20 protein-coding genes are annotated in these 25,117 nt (G+C 42.5%); all 20 read right to left on the minus strand.

Features of this window, described 5'->3' with window-relative positions; translation table 11 throughout:
• Positions 1-17: 17 nt before the first annotated feature.
• The 20 genes from ABS301_RS02720 to pstA all read right to left on the minus strand — a co-directional run bounded on the left by ABS301_RS02720 (position 18) and on the right by pstA (position 25,111).
• Entirely contained in the window at positions 18-557 is a 540-nt protein-coding gene (locus tag ABS301_RS02720; protein WP_349670730.1) for a GNAT family N-acetyltransferase, read from the minus strand.
• 237 nt (positions 558-794) lie between these two features.
• On the minus strand, positions 795-1,571 hold the full coding sequence (gene ygiD, locus ABS301_RS02725) for a 4,5-DOPA-extradiol-dioxygenase (RefSeq protein WP_349670731.1): 777 nt from the start codon (positions 1,569-1,571) through the stop codon (positions 795-797).
• 59 nt (positions 1,572-1,630) lie between these two features.
• Entirely contained in the window at positions 1,631-2,452 is an 822-nt protein-coding gene (locus ABS301_RS02730; RefSeq protein WP_349670732.1) for an amidohydrolase family protein, read from the minus strand.
• A 147-nt stretch (positions 2,453-2,599) separates the two neighbouring features.
• Positions 2,600-3,175, minus strand: coding sequence for a bifunctional transcriptional activator/DNA repair enzyme AdaA (locus tag ABS301_RS02735; protein WP_349670733.1), 576 nt, complete (start codon positions 3,173-3,175; stop codon positions 2,600-2,602).
• A complete protein-coding gene (locus tag ABS301_RS02740; RefSeq protein ID WP_349670734.1) occupies positions 3,163-3,813 on the minus strand; it encodes a DNA-3-methyladenine glycosylase family protein in 651 nt (216 codons plus the stop codon). The genes ABS301_RS02735 and ABS301_RS02740 overlap by 13 nt, the downstream gene beginning before the upstream one ends.
• Positions 3,800-4,270 carry a methylated-DNA--[protein]-cysteine S-methyltransferase gene (locus ABS301_RS02745; RefSeq protein WP_349670735.1) on the minus strand — a complete coding sequence of 157 codons (471 nt, stop codon included), beginning with the start codon at positions 4,268-4,270 and terminating at the stop codon, positions 3,800-3,802. The genes ABS301_RS02740 and ABS301_RS02745 overlap by 14 nt, the downstream gene beginning before the upstream one ends.
• Before the next feature lie 137 nt (positions 4,271-4,407).
• Complete coding sequence (locus ABS301_RS02750) at positions 4,408-4,926, minus strand: dihydrofolate reductase family protein (RefSeq protein ID WP_349670736.1); 519 nt, start codon at positions 4,924-4,926, stop codon at positions 4,408-4,410.
• A gap of 29 nt (positions 4,927-4,955) precedes the next feature.
• Entirely contained in the window at positions 4,956-5,825 is an 870-nt protein-coding gene (locus ABS301_RS02755; RefSeq protein ID WP_349670737.1) for a PhzF family phenazine biosynthesis protein, read from the minus strand.
• Entirely contained in the window at positions 5,822-7,615 is a 1,794-nt protein-coding gene (locus tag ABS301_RS02760) for an ABC transporter ATP-binding protein (protein WP_349670738.1), read from the minus strand. Before ABS301_RS02760 ends, ABS301_RS02755 begins: the two co-directional genes overlap by 4 nt.
• Positions 7,612-9,393 carry an ABC transporter ATP-binding protein gene (locus tag ABS301_RS02765; protein ID WP_349670739.1) on the minus strand — a complete coding sequence of 594 codons (1,782 nt, stop codon included), beginning with the start codon at positions 9,391-9,393 and terminating at the stop codon, positions 7,612-7,614. The genes ABS301_RS02760 and ABS301_RS02765 overlap by 4 nt, the downstream gene beginning before the upstream one ends.
• A 53-nt stretch (positions 9,394-9,446) precedes the next feature.
• Entirely contained in the window at positions 9,447-10,853 is a 1,407-nt protein-coding gene (locus tag ABS301_RS02770; protein WP_349670740.1) for a zinc-binding metallopeptidase family protein, read from the minus strand.
• Positions 10,854-10,877: 24 nt separating this feature from the next.
• Positions 10,878-11,495 (minus strand): HDIG domain-containing metalloprotein, encoded by a 618-nt coding sequence (locus tag ABS301_RS02775; RefSeq protein ID WP_349670741.1) that lies wholly within the window; start codon positions 11,493-11,495, stop codon positions 10,878-10,880.
• Between the two features lie 36 nt (positions 11,496-11,531).
• Positions 11,532-13,925, minus strand: a complete 2,394-nt coding sequence (locus ABS301_RS02780; RefSeq protein WP_349670742.1) for a glycoside hydrolase family 94 protein — start codon at positions 13,923-13,925, stop codon at positions 11,532-11,534.
• 5 nt (positions 13,926-13,930) lie between these two features.
• Entirely contained in the window at positions 13,931-19,735 is a 5,805-nt protein-coding gene (locus ABS301_RS02785; protein WP_349670743.1) for a glucoamylase family protein, read from the minus strand.
• A 187-nt stretch (positions 19,736-19,922) separates the two neighbouring features.
• Entirely contained in the window at positions 19,923-21,089 is a 1,167-nt protein-coding gene (locus ABS301_RS02790) for a Gfo/Idh/MocA family protein (protein WP_349670744.1), read from the minus strand.
• Positions 21,083-22,192, minus strand: coding sequence for a Gfo/Idh/MocA family protein (locus ABS301_RS02795; RefSeq protein ID WP_349670745.1), 1,110 nt, complete (start codon positions 22,190-22,192; stop codon positions 21,083-21,085). Before ABS301_RS02795 ends, ABS301_RS02790 begins: the two co-directional genes overlap by 7 nt.
• A 41-nt stretch (positions 22,193-22,233) precedes the next feature.
• Positions 22,234-22,488, minus strand: coding sequence for a DUF3502 domain-containing protein (locus ABS301_RS02800; RefSeq protein ID WP_349670746.1), 255 nt, complete (start codon positions 22,486-22,488; stop codon positions 22,234-22,236).
• Between the two features lie 344 nt (positions 22,489-22,832).
• Positions 22,833-23,486, minus strand: coding sequence for a phosphate signaling complex protein PhoU (phoU, locus tag ABS301_RS02805; RefSeq protein WP_349670747.1), 654 nt, complete (start codon positions 23,484-23,486; stop codon positions 22,833-22,835).
• A 16-nt stretch (positions 23,487-23,502) separates the two neighbouring features.
• Entirely contained in the window at positions 23,503-24,264 is a 762-nt protein-coding gene (pstB, locus tag ABS301_RS02810) for a phosphate ABC transporter ATP-binding protein PstB (RefSeq protein WP_349670748.1), read from the minus strand.
• 10 nt (positions 24,265-24,274) lie between these two features.
• Positions 24,275-25,111, minus strand: a complete 837-nt coding sequence (gene pstA, locus ABS301_RS02815; protein WP_349670749.1) for a phosphate ABC transporter permease PstA — start codon at positions 25,109-25,111, stop codon at positions 24,275-24,277.
• Positions 25,112-25,117: the final 6 nt, after the last annotated feature.

Genomic DNA, 25,117 nt, shown 5'->3' on the forward strand with positions numbered 1-25,117 from the left:
TACCATTTCATAACTTTTTATTTTATCATTAATCCCATAACTACAGAATCATAATAAACTCCATCAATATACGTTTCGTTTTTCAGGATACCTTCTGTTTCAAAACCAAATTTTTCATATAATGCAATCGCTCTGGAATTATCTTTTCTTACGGTCAGACTTATTTTAGCTGTTTCTCCGTTACTTTTACACCATTTAATTAAATAATCCATCATGATTGTTCCAAGACCTGCATTACAATATTCTGCACTTATAACAATTCCCAGCACTCCAACGTGCTTGATTTTTGACCGTTTATTATTCGATGAAATGGTTCCAATGCCTGCTATTTTAGAATTTATCATTGCAAGTATCATCATATTATTCCCTGATGCATTGATCTCTTTAATCATCGCTGACTGCTGTTCCTCTGATACCTGGTATTCACCCTCACTGAATCCCAGATATGTTGTTTCTTTTCCAACCTGCTTATAAAACTCTATTATTTCTTTGGCATCTGCCTCTTGGGGAAGTTTTAGCATTACTCCGGTTCCATTCTTTGTCTTATCAGTTGTCATTTTTTTCCTTTCATTATCCAGAATGAGATATCTGCTATTATACCAGATGCTTTAAGAAGTGGATATGATTTCTATCAGTATTCTGCGAAAATAAAATTCAGGGTACCTGGCCCACATTGCGCCTGACACCCTGAGTTTCTAATTGTTTATTTACTTACGCTGGCTGCTATATCAACAACAGATCCGATACTGTGCCTTTGCCACAGCTGTGCCTCCGCTTTTCTTTTGGATACTCTCTTAAAATGATTCAAATAAATAGCTGGTCATAGATAAGGACCCCAGCATACAGCTGTTGTTATATACAGTTATCTTATCTTCTTCATCCGATGCTCCGAGCAAATATAAGATCGGGTTAAAATGATCCGGCGCAGGTACCGCTAATTTAGCCGCCTCACCCTGACTCATGTAGTGGAGGATATTATCGTGATTTCTGTTTTCAATGTTTGTTTTAATATAATCGTCAAACGAATAAGCCCATTTGAAACCATCATCTTCCATCCCCCAGTCCAGCATTCTCAAATTGTGTACAATATTTCCTGTGCCAAATAAAAGAACGCCCTGATCTCTTAAGGATTTCAATTCCCTTCCTATCTGATAATGAACCTGCGGCGGGGCAAAAGCATCGATACTGATCTGAAAAACCGGGATATCCCGTTGGGGGTACATATGAGTCAGAACAGACCATGTGCCGTGATCAATGCCCCAGGTATTGTCATATACGCTTTGTTTGCTGATCATATCTTTTACACTACCTGCAAGTCCGGGATTACCGGGTACATTATATGAAATCTTATATAACTCTTCAGGAAATCCATACATATCATAAACAGTCTTTGGATTTTCCTCATTCATAATCTTTGTACCTTCCGTATACCAATGAGCCGAGATTGATACAATTGATTCAGGTCTTGGGATTTTCTTTGCCATTTCCCTCCACTCTCTGGTATACCGATTATCTTCTATGGCGTTCATCGGTGATCCATGGCCTGCAAATATCATAGGCATTTTAGACATAACGTTAACTCCTTTCCCTTTTATATGCATCAGTCAATATCTGATTATCATTACCATAATTAATCAACATTCAGTAATTTTTGAATGTTTTTACTGCATACGAGTTCAATTTGATCATTATTCATTCCAGCTATACGCATCTGATTAATTGCCAGATTTAGATTATCTGTACCATAAGGAGCATCACTGCCAAGCAATATTCGTTCAGCGCCAAAATTATTCCATGCTTTTATCAACATTTTAGTCGAATGTAATAATGGACACGAAATATCAAAATATACATTTTCACCAATTGAGCTGTCAAACTCTTCTATTCCAATTAAATGTGCAAGTATAAACGTTACTCCAGGATACTTTTTTGTCAGAGATAGAAACTTTTTCACCCGACTTCTGGATTTTAAATGAATAAATATTGGTTTTTGTTTCAATTCTGCCCATTCAATAACTTTAGCAATCCTTTCATCCCCGATGTCAAACTTTGTCCAGCACTGATGCATTTTTAACATGCAGAATGAGTATTTTTTAGAAAACAGTTCAATTTTTTGTATACAGTCCGCTTCAATAGGATTTATCCAATAAGTATTTAAAATATAATCTGGAAATTCCTGAGCCATCAATGCAACCGTTTCATTTCCCTGATCTATATGCCTGTTCATTCCACTGATTCCGATTATCACAGAGGTCAGAGCATTATTCACATAAATCAGCCTGGAACCCGGAAACAATTTAGCTAAATAGGGGAGCTTATATACCTTCCTGCTATTCGGCTCTCCTGCAGTAAGTATTATTTTGTAGATATTATTTAATTTCATATAACTCACAGTATCAGCTGCATTTAAAAACATCCCACATGCATGGGCATGTCCATCTATAATTCTCATATTTTTCCTGTTCCCTAACGCTAATCAATTAGAAATTCCCATATCCAGTTTTAACCTTAATATATCCAGTCCTGATCATATAGTCAAGCATTTTTAATAACAACTGATTACTCAGTTATTTTCCTCGTATTCTAAAATCACACATAACTAATTCTCCCTCTGTTTATCAATGTTTTTACGGTATTCTTTTGGTGAAACGCCTGTCACCTTCCTAAACTGTGCATAAAATGTAGAAAGGCTCTCAAAACCGCTTTGCAGGGAAATTTGCAGAATACTATTTTGCGTATGGACAAGCTGATCTTTTGCACTTGCAATGCGCAGCTGGTTTAAATATTCTGATGGCGTTATCTGATATTGTTCTTGAAACAGCTGTATCATACGGTTCCTGCTCAACCCCAGCCCCGCAAGCTTTTCTTTTAAACGGCTGCGATCTGTAAAATACTGGTCACATACTTCCTTAATTTTATCCGCTAAATCTTTTAGAGGCTGAAATTCCAGCAAATCCGGGCGGCAGCGTTTGCAGGGACGCAGTCCGCTTTCTGCAGCCTGCTTTGCGGTGTCAAAAAAGAGGACGTTTTCCCGCTTTGGACTTTTTGACTTACAGGAGGGGCGGCAGTAAATCCCAGTTGTTTTCACACCATAAAAAAATCTACCGTCATAAGCAGGATCACAGGTCTGGGAAGCCTGCCATTTTTCATCATCTGTTAATTTCACTTCGAGCATTTTATCACCTCTTTTTTCTCAATTGACATTGAGTAAAGTTCCCATAAATAGATAGAAGCTACCGAGCCATAAGGCGAATATTTATTTCTATAGGAATCAAACTGCTCTTTTGTCAGTTTGGGATTGCCGTAGAGTTTTTCCATTCCACGGCGAATGGCAATATCACCAAAGCTGATTACGTCAGGTCGTTCCATATGAATAAGCAGCATTTGTGCAGTCCATGGACCTATTCCCTTGATATCCGTGAGGATTCGAATAATCTCGTTGTCCGGCTTTTTCTGCAGACAATCCAGACACAGATTTCCTTCCACGATCTCTTTTGCCAGATCGCAGATACAGATGGCTTTTTTCATAGTAATGCCACTTTGTCTCACCTCTTCCGGGGTAAAGCCGGAAAGATTCTCCGGAGTGATTTCACCTAAGAGTTCCTGCATTCGTTCCCATACAGTTTTTGCAGCGCGGGTTGAGATCAATTGACCAATAATCCCATTGATCAGCGCTGCGAATGGGTCGGGAATCACCTCGCGCTTTACGTGTCCAAGTCTTACCATAGCTTCACCAAGCACAGGATCAGCTGCGGCAAGATGTGCTGTTTCTTTCGTTCCATAATGAAAATACTTATATTCAACAGCTGACATGATCTTTTTCCAATTCTAACAGGGTTTTCTTTATTTCCAGACCACCGGCATAACCTGTTAATTTACCATCTGAACCGACGATACGGTGGCAGGGTGTCAAAATAAGTATGGGATTTTTGCTATTGGCCATGCCTACAGCGCGGGAAGCCTCAGGCCGGCCAATCATTTCAGCAACCTGTTTATAACTGCGGGTCTCGCCATACGGAATCTCCTGCAATGTATCCCAAACCGTCTTCTGAAACTCCGTTCCCTGGGCTGCAAGCTTTAAATTAAATTTTGTGCGGTCTCCTGATAAATATTCCAAAAGTTGCTTTTCAGCTTCTTTTAACAAGGGTGTGATCTGGTTATTTCCTCCGTCCGGTGAGTCCTTAGCAAAGATAAGTTCCGTAATAGCTCCATCTTGTTCCGATATAACAACTGAGCCCAGGATCGTCTGAAATACAACTGTATTTTTCATAAAGTCAACCTCCTTTGTTGGTATTAGTTCAGTTTACTCTGTTTTTTCCATTATATCATCCGATTTTGCACCATATAATTTTAGATAGCAATATGAAAAAACAGCGTTTTCAAATTACGCTGTTTTTTCATATCTGCTCAGGATTGTATTTTAGTATAAATCAGTTCAGCAAATTGTCCGTATTGTTTTACTTCTTTCAGATAAAAACGTTTTAATGATTCCTCCTGGGAAAACAGCGGAATTCCTTTTCCTAATAATACTGGAGCAATCTGTATTATCATATTGTCTATCATATTATTATCCAGCAAAGGAGCCAGGATTGTGCCTCCTCCCACAATCCATATGTTTTTATCTTTATCAAACTGTTTCACAAATTCTACAACATCACAACTGACAGGAGTAAATCCCCGTACTGAAACACTTTTTGAATGTGTTATTACGTAATTCTCAGTCGTAGAGTAAATACTGTCTGCATCATCCATTTTTTCAATTTCTTTAAATGTTCGTTTTCCCATAATAGTAATATTCATAGAATTATAGAAGTTCTCATAATCTGTTTCTTCTGCATCTCCAGTCTGGTAAAGCCAGTCCAGGTTATGATTTTTATCAGCCAGATAGCCATCCAGAGTAATACAGCCATAAAAAAATACACTCATTTTAACCCTTCTTTCAAATATTATTTTTTTTACAATTCAACTTCTGACAAAATAAGATTCCTTGCATTTCCGCCCACTCTGACCTCATGAATTTCGTTTTCCTTAACCGTCAAAGATACCAGAATTTCAGAGGGTCTTTTCATGGAATACCCCTGTTCAAACACAATGTTGGATTCCTGCCCGGCGTTAATTTTGCCATAGTGGTAAAGATAGCATCCCAGAGCACCGTTTGAAGTTCCCGTTGCTGATTCTTCCGGAATCTCATATAACGGAGCAAAATTTCTACAATTAGCGTTTGCGCCATACAGGGATTCCAGGGCAAAAACATGGTAACCAACTACACCATATTTTTGACTGATTATTTTAATTTTTTCCATATCCGGTTTCATTGCATTTAATATTTCCATACTTTTTACAGGGATCAAAATATCCCGAAGTCCTGTAGAAACGATCTGTGCCGGTAAATCTTCCAGCATATGCGAAGCATCAATATTTAATGAGTCCGCAAGTTCATTCTTCTTTATTATTTCAGAAAACGCAGGAGCTGACTGATTCATCATTACGGAATGATCTTCTTTTATTTCAATTCCCAGAATTCCGGCTTTTGTCTCCTGTTTATACTTGCCTGGTTTTAGCAAACCCAGGTATGACATGGTATAAAAGGCTGCAATTGTTGCATGACCGCATAAATCAACTTCTTCCTTCGGCGTAAAGAATCTCACTCTGAAATCTGCTATCCCTGACTGCATTACAAAAGCAGTTTCGCTGAATCCCAAAATAGCAGCAATTTTCCCCATTTGCTTTTCCGATAATGAATCCGCGTCAAGTACGACGCCTGCTGGATTACCGCCTTCATTTGTTTTAGCAAATGAATTTAATTGATATACGCTTACTTTCATAATTGCTTCTCATCCCTTTCATACCACTGTGCCTGCGCCGCCCACATATCAGCGTATTTGCCTGGGCGGGAAAGCAGCTCGTCATGTGTCCCCATGTCAACAATCTCTCCAGCCTCCAGCACTACGACGCGGTCAGCCAGCTTTGCAGAGCCGAGGCGGTGAGTCACTATGACGGCACATTTGCCTTCTGCCAGCCTTTGAAATTGTTTATATATCCTGGTCTCCTCAATGGGATCTATGGCGGAGGTGGGTTCATCCAGTACAATAAAGTCATTCACCCGGTATAACCCTCTGGCTATGGCAATCCTCTGCCATTGCCCTCCTGATAAATCAATTCCGCCAAACTCTGGTGAAAGCATATCCTCCATCCGGATACTGCCCTTTTCAAAACCGGCTTGGCGAAGGGCCGATTCCGCCTGATCCGAACCGGCTTTGGTCAGACTGTCACTGATAGCCACATTCTCTTCTAGCGTCATTTTGTACCGCTGATATTTCTGAAATACGCCAGATATGCCCTTATATAAAGAGAAAGGAGCAATCTTTGCGGTATCAAGGCCACCGATTATAACCCTGCCTTCTAATGGGCGGTAAATTCCGGTCAGCAAACGCACAAGGGTGCTCTTCCCCGCACCGTTTTCCCCCACAATGGCTATGGTCTCTCCCTCTGCCAGGTTCAGTGATACGTTTTTCACCGCCGGTTTCTCCCTTCCCGGATAGGTATAACAGATCCCGTAAGCAGCTATGCCTTTGGTAAAATCCGGTATCCCTGAAGAACCGGTGCGTTCCGGCATGTCAAGCAAATGCAGAAAGTTGTTAACCTTGCCGATATCCCTGTTCATACTGCCCATGTGTTTTCTTACTATTTCATCCATAATATCGAAAATCTGCCCCAGAGCCGCAAATACAGCGGCAAACATACCAACCGTAATTTCCCCATCCATGGTTGCAGTAAAGAGCAGGTAAGCCGATGTTCCCATACCTGCAAATGTAGTTATATTTAATACCAGCTGCAGCAGTGCAGTTTTTCGCTCTGCCCTCCATATCTTACTGGTAAGGAGCTCCAATGTGCCAGTAAACAGCTGATTAAAAAATGAAAACGCTCCCAATATGCGGGTTTCTTTAAAGTACTCTCTGTCACAGATTGCCTTCTGGTAATATTCATGCTCCCGGCGCAATGGTGCGCTCTGCTCTTCCAGCCTTGTGAACACCCGGATATGAATGGTCTGTGCCAGTATAGCAGGAAAAAAAGCTAACAAAAGTGTAATTAACAGCATGGGCTTTAACGTAAACAGATAGGTACCGATTGACAGGAAATACACTCCATAAAAAGAGACACATAAAAACAAAATCATGCAGAATAAAGGAATTGCCTGAATTCCCTCCCTGGCTTTGTTAAGGTCATCTAAAAAATCTGTGTTTTCAAATTGGGCGGGATCAATAGTTTTAAGTTTCTGGTGAAGTAAAACAGTCAGTTTTCCTGATGATTTTGGAAAAAGAATGCCGGTACCGTGAAAGTTATGAATCCCGTTTAATAGCTGCTGCCCGAACGTTGCTCCAGTTAATAAAAACAGGGAAACCAGACAATCCGAAATGCCCGCTTCGCTGGCAGACGCTTTGGAAATCGTATCAAAAAGATGCTGGGTTGCCACAACTGTCAGGGAAAATGACAGCCCGTGCATAATGGCCAGTATATTTTCAAGGATACAATTGAACGGTGCTGCCTGAAACTGCATTGGTATAATACGGGTAATGACTGGAAAGAACGTATACTTCTTCTTTTCTGTGTTCATAGATACCACCCCCTCTGAGCCTCAAACATCCCTGCATACGACCCGTTTGCCGCCATCAGCTCATCATGGGTTCCACGCTCTATAATCCCCCCTCTGTCAATGACCAGTATCTCGTCAGCCAGCTTCGTTGAACCAAGACGGTGACTGACAAATACCGTAGTCTTGCCCCTCATCAGCTTCTCAAAATCTCTGTATAACAGACTCTCGCTGATGGGATCAAGAGCAGAGGTGGGTTCATCCAGGATTTTAACGGGAGCACGGCTGTTCAGTGAGCGGGCAATGGCCACTCTCTGCCACTGACCGCCGGAAAGATCCTGTCCGCCAGTCATAATTTTACCCAGTGGCGTATCCAGTCCCAGGTTCAGGCTGCTCACGGTCTCATCTAACCCAGCCAGATGCGCTGCCTTCATCTCATTCCCTTTTCTATGTAAATCGCCAAGAGCTATGTTATCCTTTAATCGTATATAATACCTGGCAAAATCCTGATATACCACAGAAAACAGTGCCTTGACTGCACTTGCGGGATATTCCCTTAATTCTTTCCCATTTATCAGTATCTCACCCTGGTATTGTGGAAACAGACCTGTTAACAATTTGGTAATTGTTGTTTTGCCTGCACCATTTTTACCAACGAAGGCATAATGGCGCCCTGCCTCCATCTTAAACGACATTCCATCCAACACCAGCCGTTCACTTGTCGGGTACCGAAAGCAGACATTGCGAAATTCCAGTGATTCAAATTCCATGGGTTCGGCATCTGGCTCAGTCAATGCGTCTTTCATCTGACTCATTGCCGCGAATGCAGTTAAATCCTTCATATACTCCCCGACACGTGATATATTTTCCAGGGAACGGGACATCTGGAAGCCAAGTTTCTGGATCATTCCAAATACTGCGCTTACAATACCCATAAACCAACCTGCTGTCATCTGACCGGTTAACACAGGTCTGATCAGTGTCAATGCCACTAACAGAGAAATCAGAACCAGAAGCAGACTGGACCCCTTAATAAAAAGGAACATTCTGGCCGTTACCTTAAGCTGTAATTTCCGCCCGGCTTCATACTGATTCTGCCATTTGCCACTGATCTCATCGCTATAGCCGAACAGGGTACGCTCGTCCACATTATCGCGCCCCGTCAGCACTTCTCCCAGATACTCCGTTCGCCGGTTGAATTTCTCAGCCTCACGACCGGCCTGGTAGACCTTTCTCCCCGCACGCACCGACAGCCAGAACATGGGGGCAGAGAAGATTAAGATAATAATTGCCGCCCACCATACCCGGATTACAATCAATATCAGAACGGAAGCCAGGGAGATGATAATCTTCAAAAACTCAATATACGCCTCCACACCCTCCATAATGGAATTAACCGGGTCCCTGGATACCCGTGAGATCAATTCCCAGCTGGTATTATTTTCTATGTGCCTGTAGTCCAATGCTGCATAAATCTTCACTACAGACGGAATCAGTCTGCGTTTAAGATTTAACCGGATACGAGAACTGGCCAGCTGGATCAGCGAACCAATAATGGTAGTCACCCCCAGCGTCACTAACAGCAGTACCAATGGCAGATAAATATCATTACTGGGACGCGCTCCCTTTAATATTGCAGATGCAGTGTCCACAAAATAAGCTGTTACCAGAGCCAGAGCCCCCGTCTGCAGGATGGATTGGGTAACAGACAAAAGTATATCTGAAACCATGCAGGCAGGGGACACTGCCAATGCCAGCTTCAGTGCGTCAAATGAACGATAATTTTTATTGATTTCAATCATACCCAGCTCCCCCAGTTTTTGATCAAATCTTTCCTTCATTACTACGGTACCATTCACCATGTTCTACCATAAAAGAATGAGTACCCGTCAGATTTACCAAGTTGTTCTTTCGGCGTTTTATCCACCATGATTGTTGCTTTTAACAGAGATTTCACCTGTTCCCTCATTAAACTGACGTTAAACTTGTCTCTCTCTCTGTTCTTGCTGTCAGCCATTAGATAATCTGGCATCTGAATTAGTCCAATGACTGGAATCCCTGCTTCAAACAGAGGCTGGCTTTCCCCAAATTCAAACTTGTTGTGGCCTCTGAGTGTGACAGTACGGGTTAAACTTCTGTCCTTGACCGCCTTTTCCCAGATCTTCCCCATCCGGGCATTTCCCACGTATGTGTACTCTGTCTGGATGTTTCCAGTTGCCTTATATTGTCCGTCCTCATTCTCTTTCCACTCCATGCTGCCCAGATGTTCCACCGTAATTCCTGCTACGGCTTTTTTATTACCGTTTTTTCCATCCCATAGTTCCGGGTGGTCCAATAGCCAGGTTGAGGTTGCCTGTGAAGTTCCTTTAAATACCGGTAAACGAAAATGTCCGGTGACAAACGAAAATACCATGGTACGATTCAGCTGTTTGTTTTGTAAATACCGAATCATGGAAAGCATACCAATTGCACCATTCTCCTCCACAACATTAATTCCGTCCGTATGTGTATTAATAAGAATGGTCTCTTTCTTATTTTTCCCTTCCAGTATTACATGAAAACTTTCAGTTGGAGCATTGACCTGTTTGTCTGCTTCCAATATCACAGTCCCCTGTTCCTGTCTTTTCGCAGCCCCAATCACCTTTTCCCCTTCTGTTTCATTCACCCATACAGCCGGAATCCCCATATATTCGTCAGTAAATGGCAGATACTGATCTTCCACTTTTTCATCCGCCACGCCCTTCCAGATTAATACAACCGCTTTTACTCCCTTCTCCTTTGCCTTCTTTAAATCAGGATTTCTTAACACAGAAGTAAGTACCAGATCACCGTCACCTGCAGCAATTCTGGTGCCGTCCGGAAATGCCTTCCGTTTGTTCATAATCAGTCCAATGGGAAGTTTTTTTATCAGTTTGATTTCTACAACTGCAATTTTACCTTTTGCCTTACTATAATCACTGTTTTTTATATGAATCAGTTCTCCTGTTATTCCATTTTCATCTGTTTCTCCGGAATATGGATAGGCTGACGATACAGGAATATCTTCCTGGTTTACTTTTAAAGCACAACTCTTTTCTTCCCATCGCTCAAACGAATGGAGGTCGCTATAAATAGGAAGCTCCATATCTTTCAATTGCTGCTTTAGCCATGCAATAAACTCCTGATGACCTTTTGAGCCGGTTGCCCTGCTGCCAAACCCATTCATTATTTCTATTTCTTTCCTCATAGCCTCTTCAGAATCTAATCTGCTCTTTTGTATCATGGCATACTCCTTATATCATAGCTTTTATCTCAACATCATTTTCTGAAATTTTCTTACTACTTCCTTTTCATAATCGGGATCACTGTTTCCCCTGCCAATGCGGTCACAAAGCCCCAGCAGGGCAACTTCATTAATATCCGTCTCCTGTCTCATTTTTCCGGCATCTCCAAATGGAAGTTTTTCCGTAATATACAAAATGTGCATATGATACTTAACCAGCTTTGCCACGGACTTAATCCAGGAAACATCGCCGGTAAAACAGGATAAAAAATCTTCTGTCAGCTGTTCTCCCTCAAAATCATGATTATAGGAGGTGATTTTTTCTTTCTTTATTTTTGTGGTCCCCGGTTTGCCAATATCATGAAGCAGCGCTGCCCACATCAGGGTTCGTTCCGATTTACTCTCCCGTTTCCGCTTTGCTGCTTCATTTACCACCATCATTGTATGAGCCCACACACTGCCTTCCGGATGGTAGCGTTTTGACTGGGGTGTATCCTTTAGTTTAAACAACATGGAAAACGGATACTCAGAAAACCACGGTTCTCCGCTGATTTGTTCCAGATATTCGGATGGACAGTTATCATGGAGCAGGTGATCGTCTATCTTAAGAAACTGCTCTTTCCTATATTCTTTATCTGACATGAAAGTTTCCTTTCTTCCTATTAACTGCCTTTTTAATCATACCATAATATAATGCTTTTCTCCATCATCTTCCAGTACAATTCTGTTTCCCTGAATCAGCTTATCGTCTAAAATAATGGATTCCGTTGTCAGTTTCCCCTTGCTTCTGCTCTCAACTCTGATTTCATAATAAGAGCTTCCATATTTATATTGGATGGTAAAATCTCCGAAATCAGCCGGCGTTGCCGGATCAATCACCAATTCATTCCCTTCCTTTCGTATCCCCAGAAACCAGTTTAACAGCCCCTGATACATCCAGCCTGCGGAACCGGTATACCAGCTCCAGCCGCCCCTTCCAGTATAAGGCGGGCTTAATGATATATCAGCTGTCATCACGTAAGGTTCTTTTTCGTAACGAAGAACCTCTTTCTTTTTTTGTGTAATATAAATGGGATTCAGAATGGTAAACAGGGTCTGTGCCATGTCATAATCGTGCTCCATTGCTGTTGCAATCGCAAGCCACACTGCTGCGTGAGTGTACTGACCTCCATTTTCCCGGATGCCTGGAATATAATTTTTGATATAGCCCGGATTTTTACTTGTTTTATGAAAAGGAGGTGCAAGAAGTAAGGAAAGGGCATCCTCCTCCCGTACCAGATAACGCCATGCCGACTGCATCGCTGTCCTGGCACGCTCTGCACGGGCTCCTTTTGAGATTACACTCCAGGACTGGCTGATGGAATCTATTCTGCATTCATCATTTTCCTTTGATCCCAGCTTCGAACCATCGTCATAAAAGGCCCGCAGATACCATTCCCCATCCCAGGCATGTTCTTCGATGCTTTGCCTCAGAGTTTCCCGTTTCTTCTCCAGTTCCTGTCCGTAGGCCTCATCCCCTTCCTGTTTGCATAAAGGAATGAAATCTCCTAATACGGTATACAAAAACCAGGCAAGCCACACACTTTCGCCCTTTCCCTGTATTCCTACCTCATTCATACCGTCATTCCAGTCCCCTCCACCCATGAGGGGAAGTCCATGCTCTCCGAAAAATGTCCGGTCAATCGTCTTTTTGCAATGTTCATAGACGCTTCCGGATTGCTGGGATACTTCAGGAGTAAACATAACATCATGCTGATCCTCTTTAAGTACCGGACCTTTAATGTAAGGCACTGTTTCCTTTAAAATAGAATAATCTCCAGTGTTTAAAATATAAGCAGCAGTACAATAAGGCAGCCAGAGCAAGTCATCGGAGATTCGTGTCCTCACCCCGATTCCCATGGGAGGATGCCACCAATGCTGGACATCCCCTTCCTCAAACTGTCTGCTGCAGGCAGTGAGTATCTGGCTGCGCAAAATACCCGGATCGGTAAAAAGCAGAGAAAGGGTATCCTGAAGCTGATCCCGGTATCCATAAGCTCCCCCGCATTGATAAAATCCTGCTCTCGCCTGAATCCGGCAGGATAATGTCTGATAGAGCAGCCAGCCGTTAACCAGAATATCAACTGCCCGGTCCTTTGTCTTAACCTGAATGGTTCCTAATAATTTGTCCCAGTGGGCTCTGACCTGTTCCAGTTCTTTTTCTGACACATTCACATCTCTGTATCTGTTTCTGATTTGATTGATCTCATTTAAGCTGCAGCTCTGTCCCAGTCCAAATACCACCGTTTTACTTTCCTGAGGCTGAATTGCTATGGATACCTGTATTGCACCGCAGGAGTCATAGCACACTCCTGTATTGCAGGTGAGCTTGACTTCTGCTCCCCTGGGTTCTCTGATACTGCCCTTTTGTCCCAGAAACTCCTGTCTGTCTCCGGTGTAACCCACAATTGTCTCATTGGAAAACAGGTAGGCATAGTTATTTTGAAAGTTCATGGTGTAACTGTTTTTTGCGTACAAATATTCATGTTCATTGTCATAGGAGGTGAGAATATATGGATCGGTCTGCTCTCTTTGGGTTCCCAGCACCCATTCTACATAATAGGTCAGGCTTAAATACTTTACTTTATCTGACTGATTCTTAAGGGTTAAGTTCCACAGTTTTAATGATTCATGAAGAGGGCAAAATACAGTCAGCTCCTGCTCAACCATTGATTCCTCATGAAGGAACCGGCTGTATCCAAACCCATGCCTTACCCGGTATATGCCTCTGTTAAATCTTCCCAGAGACATAGGCGTCATTACCTCTCCGGTTATTTCATCCATAATATAGATTGCCTCCCCCGCCCTGTCACTGACCGGGTCGTTGGACCAGGGTGTAAGCTTATTCTCACGGCTGTTAATGCTCCAGGTAAAGCCTGCCCCCGACTCTGATATCTGGAAACCAAAGTCCTTGTTTGAGATCACATTAATCCAGGGTGCCGGCGGCCTGTTATTTCCGTCCAGCAGAATTTCATATTCTCTGCCATCACAGACAAATCCTCCAAAGCCATTAAAAAACTCATAATTTTCCATAAGTCCTAATATTCCTCCAGCAGCTCCAATTGATTTTCTTTCCGTTTTGCAAAATAAATACCTGTTTTCTCTGAAAATACCACCCGGGCAACCGTATACAGCAAATCAATCTCTGCCGGCAGAAGCTCATACGTATGCAGGGTAAAGAAGCTGGTCTTACCGCTTCCGGAATCATAGATACGCAGAGAACTGGTCAGATCATTGATTAATTGATCCACCTCCTGAAGATAACCATATTTGGAATCCACCAGGATAACCAGATCTACCATCACAAGATTTACCCTTAAATATTCGTAAGCCTTTAATACATCCTTGATGATTCGCTCTTCTTCAATGGACCGGACTACAAAAAGCAGAATAGGATTATCTCCGGAAATGCCGAATTTCCATAAGAAACTCTGATTCTTAAAATTTCTCCGGATATTTTCATGAGGTCCCCGGAAAATACCGCAAGGATAAAATATAGGACTAATCATATCCTGAAAGGAGTTGAGCTGTGTTTTGGTAATCTCCAGATACTTTAACTCCAGATTACTTTGAAGCCGGAATTTCTCCAGAAGATCATCAATCCGGTAACTTACATTTAATTCCTCTGCAATTTTTACTGCTTCTTCTCTCCTGCCGCATACACCGGTAATGAAAGTTAAACTGGCTGATTCTCCTGCTCCGATACATAGTTGTACCCGAATGCTCATAATGGGATCGTTGCAAAAACCAGGATCATTAAAAAAGGCAATGCTGTTTACGACACAATCCGGATTTTCTAACGTATTGTTTCTGCCGATAAATCGTTTTCTGTCATTTTCAAATTCAACCTTTTTACACCGTTTTTCATCTGTTTTTACCATATGCATGACATAAGGATTGTCGGTCTCATTCTTTTGACGTCTTTTCGCCAGGAAAATATTCTGTTCTTTCACATACTCGCTTTCAAGAAAGAGTTTATTAAACGCCGGATGGCTGATTTCTGCCATATGAGTATCGTCTACTACTTCCATATAACTGGTTACCTCCAGCTGCTTTTCCTCATTTCCATGATTGGTCAGTGTGACCTTACGAATCTCAAAATTACGATCTGCATTCAGGCTGACAATCATATGAGTGGAAATATCCCCATCCTTTCGTTTAAATTCCGCCTGGTGGGGGCTGAAAATCACCTGATACTCTTCCGGCTCGATCCGGGTGGGGTGGTAGGCAGCACTCCAGTATTTACCCTGCTTCTTGTCCTTGATATAGATATAGTTCCCAGTATTTGCATAGACATCGGATCTCCAGCGGTAAAGCATGCGGTCCTCATATTGACTGAACCCATCCCCGTCTGAGGTTATCATCAGGGAATACTTACCGTTTGATAAATAATTTACAATGGGTGTGGTTAAACCTGTACGATTGATATACCGGTTATTGTAACGATCTTCTGTAAAAAGAGGTTTTCCGATTTTTATGGTATACCCCTGTTTTGCAATGGAAATCAAATAAGACTGGCGTTTTTCTTCCAGCAGAACTTCCGTTGCCTTTATCATCATTTCCGCGTGAAACCGTTCTTTTAAAATCCCTTCATTCAGGTAGTTATTAATCGCAGCCAGATTCATCCCCTGATGATGGGCCATATAGGATTTCACGATGCAGTATGGCTTTAAATCCACGGAACTGGGCACATCAAAATCAATGGATTCATAGAAACCATACTCACCATAAGCACCTAATTCTTTCAGCCTCTTTAAATTGCTGATACATTCCTTTTCTGCTGTATTAAGTGCCAGTATTGTTGCATAAGGTGCCACTACCAGGGAATCCTTACGGACCGGCTGAAGCCTTATCTTTGGAACGCCGAATGCCTTATACTGGTAATTGGCATTTAAATCAAAACGGTAATATTGGGATTCTGATATTCCCCAGGGGATTTCTGCTTCTTTTGCATATTTCATCTGCTGGAGCACTGCTGCTTTAGAGGTCTGTTCATAGACAGAGCCTTCATATTCCTTCAGTACTAGATTCGGCATCAGATACTCAAACATGGTACCGCTCCAGGATACGAAACATGGAATACCCTTTACTACCGTTAACGGCCTTCCCAGTTTATACCAGTGTTTTAATGGTACTTCACCCATCGCCACGGCAAGCAGACTTGTAAGTGACGATTCCGATGCCATCAGGTCGTAGCAGCCATCGTCTAATGTATGGGAGGAGACATGATATCCGATATGAAACAGCATTCTCTTTTCATCAAATAAAAATCGGAAATCCACATTTGCCAACATGCTGTCTACTTTACTGCATATGGTTCTGATTCGGGCTGTCAGCATCTCATCCGGGCTTACTGGCTTGTCAAGCTGCTCTAACAGACCATTTTTTAGTGTAATCATGTGCCCCCAGAAATTACCGCTGTCTACCGTAGATATATAGGCAGGATTAAGCACCTCCAATGTCTCAATGTGATACCAGTTATAGAGGTGTCCCTTCCATTTCTCCATCTTCTGCACTGTCTCCATCAGGTTTTCGATTGCTCCCACTGTGGAGCTTAAGGTCTCAAATCCAAGATCCATGGCTGAAAGAATTGACAGAAACTGAAGCCCGATATTGGTGGGCGATGTTTTATCACTGATTTTTTCAGCTTTTGAGGCTTTATAGTTATCCGGACAGAGCCAGTTCGTCTTCTTTGTGGAAAAATCCTTAAAAAACTGCCAGGTTCTGCGGGCGGTATCCATGAGAAGTTCCTGATTCTCCGCCTGATCCTTTTGATGGTGTATGATCTTTTGCTGGCTGATCCGGTAAGCAGTTTCAAAAGCCAGAAACCAGTCTCCCATGACAAGCACTGCCAGACATATTCCTGCCAGGGACAGATTGCCAGATAACAAAAGTAATAAAAGGCAAAATGCCGGGAGAAGAGAACTCCACATCGTGAGGAAATAACCTTTTCTGGTATTGATCACGGAGGCATCCACGGATTCGGCCGTATTCCAGCAAAGCAGATTTTTCTTGCTGATCATTAACCGGTACAGAGTTCTGACAATTGCATCCAGTGCCACATAAGCGCGGTAAGGCATAATTGTAAATTCCAGAAATGCTCTGACAAACATCACAGACAGTTCTTTTAAAAATCCCTTATATACAAACGCAAGCTTTGGCCGGATGATCTTTTGAGTGATCACTGCCAATAATAAAATAATCAGATTAAACAGGTCATTGAAGAAAACAAGAGGCAGCCAAAGATAATATGCATCTGGCAACCACAAAAAATTAAGGAGTATCAACAAGGTTTTACTGAACGGAACCAGGCTTCTTCTTAAGTTGTCAAAAATTTTCCACCTGGATAGAGGGCTTAAGCTTCTGCCATCCGCCGTTTTACTGATAAACAGCCAAGGCACCAGCTGCCAGTCTCCCCGCAGCCAGCGGTGTTCTCTTTTTGTAAATGATAAAACGCTGTTTGGGAAATTATCCATAATCCTGGCTGTACTGGAAAAAGCCGTTCTTGCATAACAGCTTTCAAAAAGGTCATGGCTGAGAATCCTGTTTTCCGGTACCTTGTTATGAAGTACCATACGAAAGGCTTTCCTGTCATAGATTCCTTTCCCGATATAGATTCCCTGGTTGAAGATATCCTGATAGATATCTGATATTACAGTTCCGTAATGAGCGAGTCCGGTTTCTCCGCCAAATATTTTTGTAAACCAGCTGGCATTCTTATCCGCAATATGATTTCTGACAGAAGGCTGAATGATGACATAGCCTTCCTCTACCTTCCGGCCTGACGGATCAAGAACCGGTCTGTTTAACGGGTGATCAATCAATCCCACCAGTTTTGCCGCATTGTCGCGAATCAGATTAGTATCTGCATCCAGTGTAATCACATATTGGAAGGTGGCGAGAAGATTTTCATCACAATAAACGTCTGTAAATGTGGTACTGTCTTTTCCTGCCCCGTCTAAAAGGTTATTAAACTCTTCCAGTTTTCCTCGTTTTCTCTCCCAGCCCATATAGCAGTTTTCTGCCTGATTCCATTTACGGCAGCGAAAGAACAGGGAAAAACGCTGTTCCTTTGACGGGTAACGCTCATTTAACTCTTTCATGCACTCCACAAGGGCACTTCGGATTCCGTCATCCTTTGGCACAGACTGATCCTTAGAGTCTTCAAAATCAAGGAGCAATGCAAAAAAAAGATTTGCCTGCCGGTTTGCAAGATAATGCTTCTGCAGACGTTCCATATATTGAAGTCCCTGCTCCCTTGAGGATACAATAACCGGCATGACTACAAAGGTTCTTGCATCTTCCGGAATTTCTTCCAGATAGTCAAGAGCAGGTATCTTTCTCACCGTTATTCTTCTGGTAAAAATAAAATTAATTATTTCCATGGAAATGCCCATTAACAGCGGCATAGCCGTCAAAACAATAATCACAGACCTTCCTGCAGACCATAAACCGCCAATATTCCTGAACAGATACAGCAAACAGGCCTCCAGTCCCAGAAACAGGAGAATCAGGCATAAGAAATAAAGAAACCCTGCTGCATTCCATTTTTTCCTGATCTTTTGGGGAATTGGTTTTCCTAATACTTTTGCTTTTAAAAGGGGATATCCCTTCCCCAGGAGATAGGCCCCCACGTGATGAGAACAATGGAGACCCTCCTGCCCCCGAACCGCCAGCTCCAGACATTCTTTTGCAATCGTTTCTTCCAGCAGCCGGTAACGGAGAGATAATTTAACGATTATCCCACGGTACATCCCTCTGGACTCCAGATCCATTTTTGAATAAACACCTGCCGGATCCTGGGATAAAATCTGTTCCAGTGCAGAATAGGTTTCAAAAAACTTTTCCTCATCGACTTCATTGATATCTCTTAAGCTGACGATTAACGTCCTGATATTTGTTTCAAGAAAGGATTGTATTCTTCCTTCTTCCTGGTATACAGAAGAAGTCTTTATCTGTTTGTCCTTTGAAGCAAAATGATATTTTAAATATTTTTGAATGGAAGCCTCATCAAAGGACATATTCTTCATCAGATAGATCACGTGAGCGTGAAATGAATAATTATGCTTTAAGTTATCCTCTGTTTTGCAAAGCAGCGCTGATAAATCGGCGGATCCCCGTTTGCGTTCCAGCTTTTTAGTTAGAAATTTTTCTGCCTCTGATTTTACATCGATCATGTGAAGAATTTCATCCGCAACTGCTATGATTTCTTCCAGAATGCAAAAGCCCAGCATTTCCGGTAAAACCCATATCTCTTTGTCCGTAAGCGCAATCGTTTGCTGATAGGCATTTAACATGACCGAGATGTTTTCTTCACTTAGATGCCCGCCGGAAAGAGCCACCATCTTTTTTGCTACAATATAGATCCGGGGGAAATTATGGTATTCTTTCGCCTTCAGAATTGGCAGCACGGCATAGCTGGTTCCGGAAGTACGTACTTTTTTCATCTCCCGGTACATTAACTGGAAATTATCATAGAGCCAGCGTGCAGCTGGAATCAGGGAAATAATGCCTGGAGACAGCGCAGAAATTCTGTCTCTGATCCAATTCAGTTTTTTATATGCAGCCTGATTATAATCGTTTAAAACAAAACTGTTTCCGGTAAGCCGGATCTGGCTGTGCCCGTTAGCCAGTTCAAGCATCTGCTTTTCCCATTCACCCGGTCCCGGCTTATCTCCTGTTACCTGAAAACAGGAGGGGAAACATACTTTTTTATCAAAATGATAGAACCGGTAATACAGCATAAATAAAATAAAACAGATTAACAAACTCAGTATTACTAAAGCCACCGGAAGAAACGGTGAATTTATATTGAAATTAATTTTTTCCATTAAGATCTGCAATAGAAGCGCTCCTCCTTATTTAAGAATCCTTCCCATATGATGGCATCTCTTTTTACATAGTTTGCCTGTTTTTACAAAAAAAATGTCACAATACAATATTGTGACATTTTTTACGATTTTTATAATCGTTACCGTATTATATTTTATTAAATTCAATGCATTTGCTTGAGTCCGGCTCTGATTTTAATTATTTCTCATAATTTCCAAGTGTTATGACTGTGTCGGTAAAATTCTCAACCGATGTACTTTTTTTATGAAACCGGACCGCATTTTTTAAGATTCCCTCAAAGGAATAATAACCATCTTCCGGCATGATCGGAAGCTTTACCCTTTCTTTTAAACAGCCGGCTTTGTAGATAGCTGTAATCAGCTCCACAGTCTTTCTCCCGTCTATTCCGGTAATCATAGGTCTGGTTCCGGTCTCTACTGCACGAAGGATATCATTTATCTCTCCAGTATGCCCTTCATATAAAAGATCCGGTATTTCCTCGTAGAAGGCCTGGATTTTGTCAAGCAGCTCCCGATTTCCCCCTTTCTCCGGGAAGCCATTGGCCTTTGAGATTTCTGCTTTTAAATCCCACGGTACCGAAAGCTTTGCATCAGCGCACTGCAGCTCTATCCCCTGTTGTTCTCCGTGATGTACCACAGAACTTGTTACCTGCCCCAGACTTCCGTCCTGGTATTCTAACATGGCAAGAGACAAGTCTTCTACCTCTGAATTGTCATGCATCACGTTTGCCAGCATGGCCATGACTGCCTCCGGCAGTTTTCCTTCTAACCAGTTAAGCATGTCAATATGGTGTACCGCATGATTTAAGGTAGGACCACCGCCTTCCTTTTCCCAAAGCCCTCTCCACCACAAATCATAGTAGCAATGTCCTCTCCACCAGCTGGAGTTTACATTGACACAGCAGATCTTTCCGGCGATTTTGCTGTCAACCACCTTTTTTAATTTGTAGATCTGGTTACGAAAACGGTTTTGTGCAATACACGCCATAGTCACATGATTTCTCTTTTCCGCCTCCAGCATGGCGTCACACTCCTTAAGGCAGGCAGCCATAGGTTTTTCCACCACCACATGACAGCCGGCATCCATGGAATGAATGGCGATTTCCCCATGTACGTAAGGGGGCGTGCATATGTGCACCACATTAATATCAAGACCGGAATCAAGCATTTTCTGATGATCATCAAAAACCCTGCAGTCAAGATGAAACTTCTCCTTTAAAGCTTCCGCCTTCTCCGGATAAATATCGCACAAAGCAACGATCCGGCATCTGTCAGGAAACGTAAGAAGACCTTCGATATGCGCCGGGGCGATATTTCCCGTTCCAACAACCGCGATATCTAACATGGTTTCTGCCTCCCTGCTTCCTCTTGTATATTAATTGCCTGGTTCTGAGCTCTGACGCACAGCTCTGCCGCCTTGAAAGCATGTTCCTGAGTCATGGCATTCTCCGTCCGGTTAATACAGTCTAAAATCAACTGCCCGAAGAACGGGTACCCAACCTTTCCGGTCACTTCAAAATGCTGCTCCCCTTCCTCATTGACCAGGAAGACATGGTTTGAGCTTCCGTCGCAAGCTCCGATATTTACGTATTTGCGCAGCTCGATATAGCCCTTCGTACCAAGAATGAAGGTTCTTCCGTCCCCCCAGGTAGAAAGCCCTTCTGGAGTAAACCAGTCTACCCGAAAATGCTGGGTCGCCCCATTGTCTCCCAGAAGCACCGCATCCCCGAAGTCTTCCAGTTCAGGATAATCCGAATGCCCGAAATTCCCCACCTGGGAATACTGTACTTTTGCATCCTTTACCTTACAGTAATACAGAAACTGTTCAATCTGGTGGCTTCCAATGTCACACAAAATGCCGCCGTATTTTTCTTTTATAAAAAACCAGTCCGGTCTGCCCTTAGGATCTCCCACTCTGTGTGGACCAAAGCCGTCAATATGTATGGGTGTTCCAATTGCTCCCTGCTCAATCAGCTGTCCGGCAAAAACCGCTGCCTCCACATGGATCCGCTCACTGTAATATACCATATATTTCTTCCCGGTTCTTTTCACCATTTCCTTTGCGGCTGCCAGCTGCTCCAAAGTGGTAAGAGGTGCTTTATCTGTAAAATAATCTTTTCCCGCTTCCATTACCCGAAGACCCAGTGCACAGCGCAGGCTTGTTACTGCCGCGGAACAGACCAGATGCACCATGGGATCTTTAAGGATCTGCTCCTCAGATTCCGCCACCTTAGCCTCAGGAAAGGCTTTGACAAAGCCAGCCACTTTTAACGGATCGGGATCGTATACCCATTTCAGTACCGCCCCTGCCTCAGTGAAACCATTGCACATCCCATAAATATGTCCGTGGTTCAAAGCAATCGCCGCTATGAAGAACTCCCCTTTTTCAACCACAGGCTCTGGCTTTCCTTTTGGCGCATAATTCATACCATCGTTTCTACTGTACATCTTCCTGTCTCCTTTCACGTTCTGTCTGTTTCCTGCAAAACTTACTTCCCGGCAAATACACCGTCATAATAATCCGTTCGTTCTTTGATAATCTGGTCATATCCTGCTTTTTTTAGTTTATCTTTAAACTCCTGTAATGTGGCATCAAATTTATCCGGCTGACAGGTAACTAATTTTACGAAATACTCTTCCCGGATTACACTGATCTCCGTATTTTTCTCTGTAGCGGTCGGTGCAGTAAACGTAGGATCGTGTCTTATTATTCCAACAGAAGCATTTTTAAAATTATCGAGCACATAGTTTTCATATCCAGGACATTCCTTGGAGGTGGCTAGTGCGAATTCATCGGCAGTCTTATAATAACCCTGATTTCCAATTATAAACAGATCATGTCTGGTCCAGTCTTTGTCCTTAGTATTATAACTCGCATCAAGAACACAGGGAACCCCTGCATCATCATATTTGAAATGTTCTCCTTCAAATCCGTGGAAAATTGTAAATCCCCCTCCTTGTTAGCAAGCCAATCCAGATTAACAATGACTTCGGGAGAATACAGAAAGCCTCAGGCTCCCAAATTGCTTTAGTAATACCCACAAAAAAATGAGCAGTTCAACCTGCTCATTTTTTAACTCTGCTGCCTCTAATTTATTTCCTTTAATTCACCTGTAATCATATAGATGGTTCGTTCACAAATGTTGGTGGAATGATCCGCTATTCTCTCAAGATAACGTCCTAAGAACAAAAGCTTCGTTCCCTGTTTTGTAAGTTCTCTTTTTTCTGTAATAATATTTAAAATATCATTAATCACTGATTCATAGAGGCTGTCAACTTCTTCGTCTCTCTCCGCCGCCTTCTGCGCCAGGGAAATGTCCTCATTTACAAACGCATCAAGACTCATCTTCAGCATTTTTCTGCCGATCTCTGCCATCTTTGGAATGTCGATAATGGATTGAATGATTGGTTCTTTTCCTATCTCAAGGGTGACCTTGGCAATATTGACTGCATTGTCTCCCATTCTTTCCAGATCCGTTATAATCTTTAAAACTGATGCAATTGTTCTTAAATCCTTGGCAAGAGGCTGCTGAAGGGCAAGAAGCATAATACATTCCTTTTCAATTTCCATTTCTAACTGATCGATTTCATCATCCTGTTCATTCACTTTCCTTGCAAGTTCAAGATCCTGTGTCTGTATGGAAGTCACTGCCGAATCAATAATATTATCAACGAGAGCTCCCATTGTTAATACTTTTTGCTTCACTTCAGTCATCTTCTGTGTAAAATGTTCTCTAACCAAAATATTCGTCTCCTTTTTAACCGAATCTACCGGTGAGGTAGTCGTTAGTCCTCTTATCCTTAGGGAATGAAAAAACTTCCTGGGTGTAACCTTGTTCGATTAAATCACCCATCAGCATAAACGCTACCCGGTCTGCAATACGTCCCGCCTGCTGAACCGTGTGGGGAGCGATAACAATGGTGTACTGCTCTTTCAGCTGTACTAGAGATTCTTCAATCTTGGCTGTTGATATAGGATCAAGAGCGGAACATGGCCGGTCAAGTAAAATTACCTCTGGTTCAAGTGCCAGCACTCTGGCAATGCACAGACGCTGCTGCTGACCGCCGGATAATCTGGCTGCAGGCGTATCCAGTCTGTCTTTGACATCATCCCACAGAGCAGACATCCGAAGTGATGTTTCCACTTTTTCTTCCAGATCAGTCTTTGACTTCATTCCACCCATACGGGGTCCCAAAGCCACATTGTCAAAAATGGACATAGGCAGAGGTGTCGGAACATCAAAGACCATACCTACCCTGCGGCGCAGTTCTGTTACATTAACATCTGTATCAAAGATATTCTTCCCGTCTAACAGAATCTCACCATCCCGACGGGCTTCTGCAGTTAAATCACTGAGACGGTTCAATGTGCGAAGCAGAGTGGTAATACCACTGCCTGCCGGACCAAAAACACCCAGAATCCGGTTTTCGGGTATTTCTAAGTTTAATTCTTTAATAACCTGTTTTTGTTCAAAAAAGAAATTTAATCCCTTTATATCTATTTTTGCTTTCTGCGTCATTTTTCACCTCTTAACGGCCCTTCGCTATAAAACGATTGACCAGCATATTAAACCCTACATTAAGCAGAAGAATCAGAATAATGAGTAGCGCTGCTGTTCCGTAAGCGTTATCCATGGATATTCCCTCCCTCGCCAATATATAAAAATGTACTGCCATCGTCCGGGTCGGGGAAAACAGTGACTCAGGCATACGAAGTGCGGAACCAGCCGTTAAAATGACAGCTGCTGTTTCAGCTACACATCTGCCGATACTTAATATCAATCCATTTACAATGCCAGGGAGGGCTGATGGAAGTACCGTCCTGGTTATTGTCTGTAATTTCGTCAATCCCAGAGAGAAGCCTACCTCCCTGTATAGCTGGGGAACCGTACGAATCGATTCTTCCGATGTACGTATAATCGTTGGCAAAATCATAATCGCCATAGTTAACCCACCTGACAATATTGACCAGCCCATATTTAAGTATATCACAAAAAAGATAAATCCGAAAAGTCCATATACGATAGAAGGAATCCCCGCCAGAGATTCGGCGCTGAAACGGATAATACGGGTAATTCTTCCCTCTCTTGTGTATTCCGTAAGATAAATTGCTGTTCCAATTCCAAATGGTGTTGCCACAATCACTGCCACCGCAGTTACAACCAGTGTCCCCACAATGGAGGAGGAAATACCGCCGGAACGGCCCATGTCCCTGGGAATATCCGTCAAAAACTCCCAGCTGAGCATAGGGATGCCCTTTACCAGAATATATGCAATGATGGAAAAAAGAATGGCAATAACAAAAAGAGCTGCCGCCCAAATCGTAAACTTGGCTATCTTTTGAGAAGTGTTTGCATTCATTTTCATAGTGAC

The sequence above is a fragment of the Lacrimispora sp. genome (assembly GCF_031982545.1).
Classification (GTDB): Bacteria; Bacillota; Clostridia; order Lachnospirales; family Lachnospiraceae; genus Lacrimispora.

What these genes read in the sequence shown, in the direction of transcription:
- ABS301_RS02720 (WP_349670730.1), bottom strand. Translation starts at nt 557, where the DNA reads ATGACAACTGATAAGACAAAGAATGGAACCGGAGTAATGCTAAAACTT.
- ygiD (WP_349670731.1), bottom strand. Translation starts at nt 1,571, where the DNA reads ATGTCTAAAATGCCTATGATATTTGCAGGCCATGGATCACCGATGAAC.
- ABS301_RS02730 (WP_349670732.1), bottom strand. Translation starts at nt 2,452, where the DNA reads ATGAGAATTATAGATGGACATGCCCATGCATGTGGGATGTTTTTAAAT.
- ABS301_RS02735 (WP_349670733.1), bottom strand. Translation starts at nt 3,175, where the DNA reads ATGCTCGAAGTGAAATTAACAGATGATGAAAAATGGCAGGCTTCCCAG.
- ABS301_RS02740 (WP_349670734.1), bottom strand. Translation starts at nt 3,813, where the DNA reads ATGTCAGCTGTTGAATATAAGTATTTTCATTATGGAACGAAAGAAACA.
- ABS301_RS02745 (WP_349670735.1), bottom strand. Translation starts at nt 4,270, where the DNA reads ATGAAAAATACAGTTGTATTTCAGACGATCCTGGGCTCAGTTGTTATA.
- ABS301_RS02750 (WP_349670736.1), bottom strand. Translation starts at nt 4,926, where the DNA reads ATGAGTGTATTTTTTTATGGCTGTATTACTCTGGATGGCTATCTGGCT.
- ABS301_RS02755 (WP_349670737.1), bottom strand. Translation starts at nt 5,825, where the DNA reads ATGAAAGTAAGCGTATATCAATTAAATTCATTTGCTAAAACAAATGAA.
- ABS301_RS02760 (WP_349670738.1), bottom strand. Translation starts at nt 7,615, where the DNA reads ATGAACACAGAAAAGAAGAAGTATACGTTCTTTCCAGTCATTACCCGT.
- ABS301_RS02765 (WP_349670739.1), bottom strand. Translation starts at nt 9,393, where the DNA reads ATGATTGAAATCAATAAAAATTATCGTTCATTTGACGCACTGAAGCTG.
- ABS301_RS02770 (WP_349670740.1), bottom strand. Translation starts at nt 10,853, where the DNA reads ATGATACAAAAGAGCAGATTAGATTCTGAAGAGGCTATGAGGAAAGAA.
- ABS301_RS02775 (WP_349670741.1), bottom strand. Translation starts at nt 11,495, where the DNA reads ATGTCAGATAAAGAATATAGGAAAGAGCAGTTTCTTAAGATAGACGAT.
- ABS301_RS02780 (WP_349670742.1), bottom strand. Translation starts at nt 13,925, where the DNA reads ATGGAAAATTATGAGTTTTTTAATGGCTTTGGAGGATTTGTCTGTGAT.
- ABS301_RS02790 (WP_349670744.1), bottom strand. Translation starts at nt 21,089, where the DNA reads ATGTTAGATATCGCGGTTGTTGGAACGGGAAATATCGCCCCGGCGCAT.
- ABS301_RS02795 (WP_349670745.1), bottom strand. Translation starts at nt 22,192, where the DNA reads ATGTACAGTAGAAACGATGGTATGAATTATGCGCCAAAAGGAAAGCCA.
- pstB (WP_349670748.1), bottom strand. Translation starts at nt 24,264, where the DNA reads ATGACGCAGAAAGCAAAAATAGATATAAAGGGATTAAATTTCTTTTTT.
- pstA (WP_349670749.1), bottom strand. Translation starts at nt 25,111, where the DNA reads ATGAAAATGAATGCAAACACTTCTCAAAAGATAGCCAAGTTTACGATT.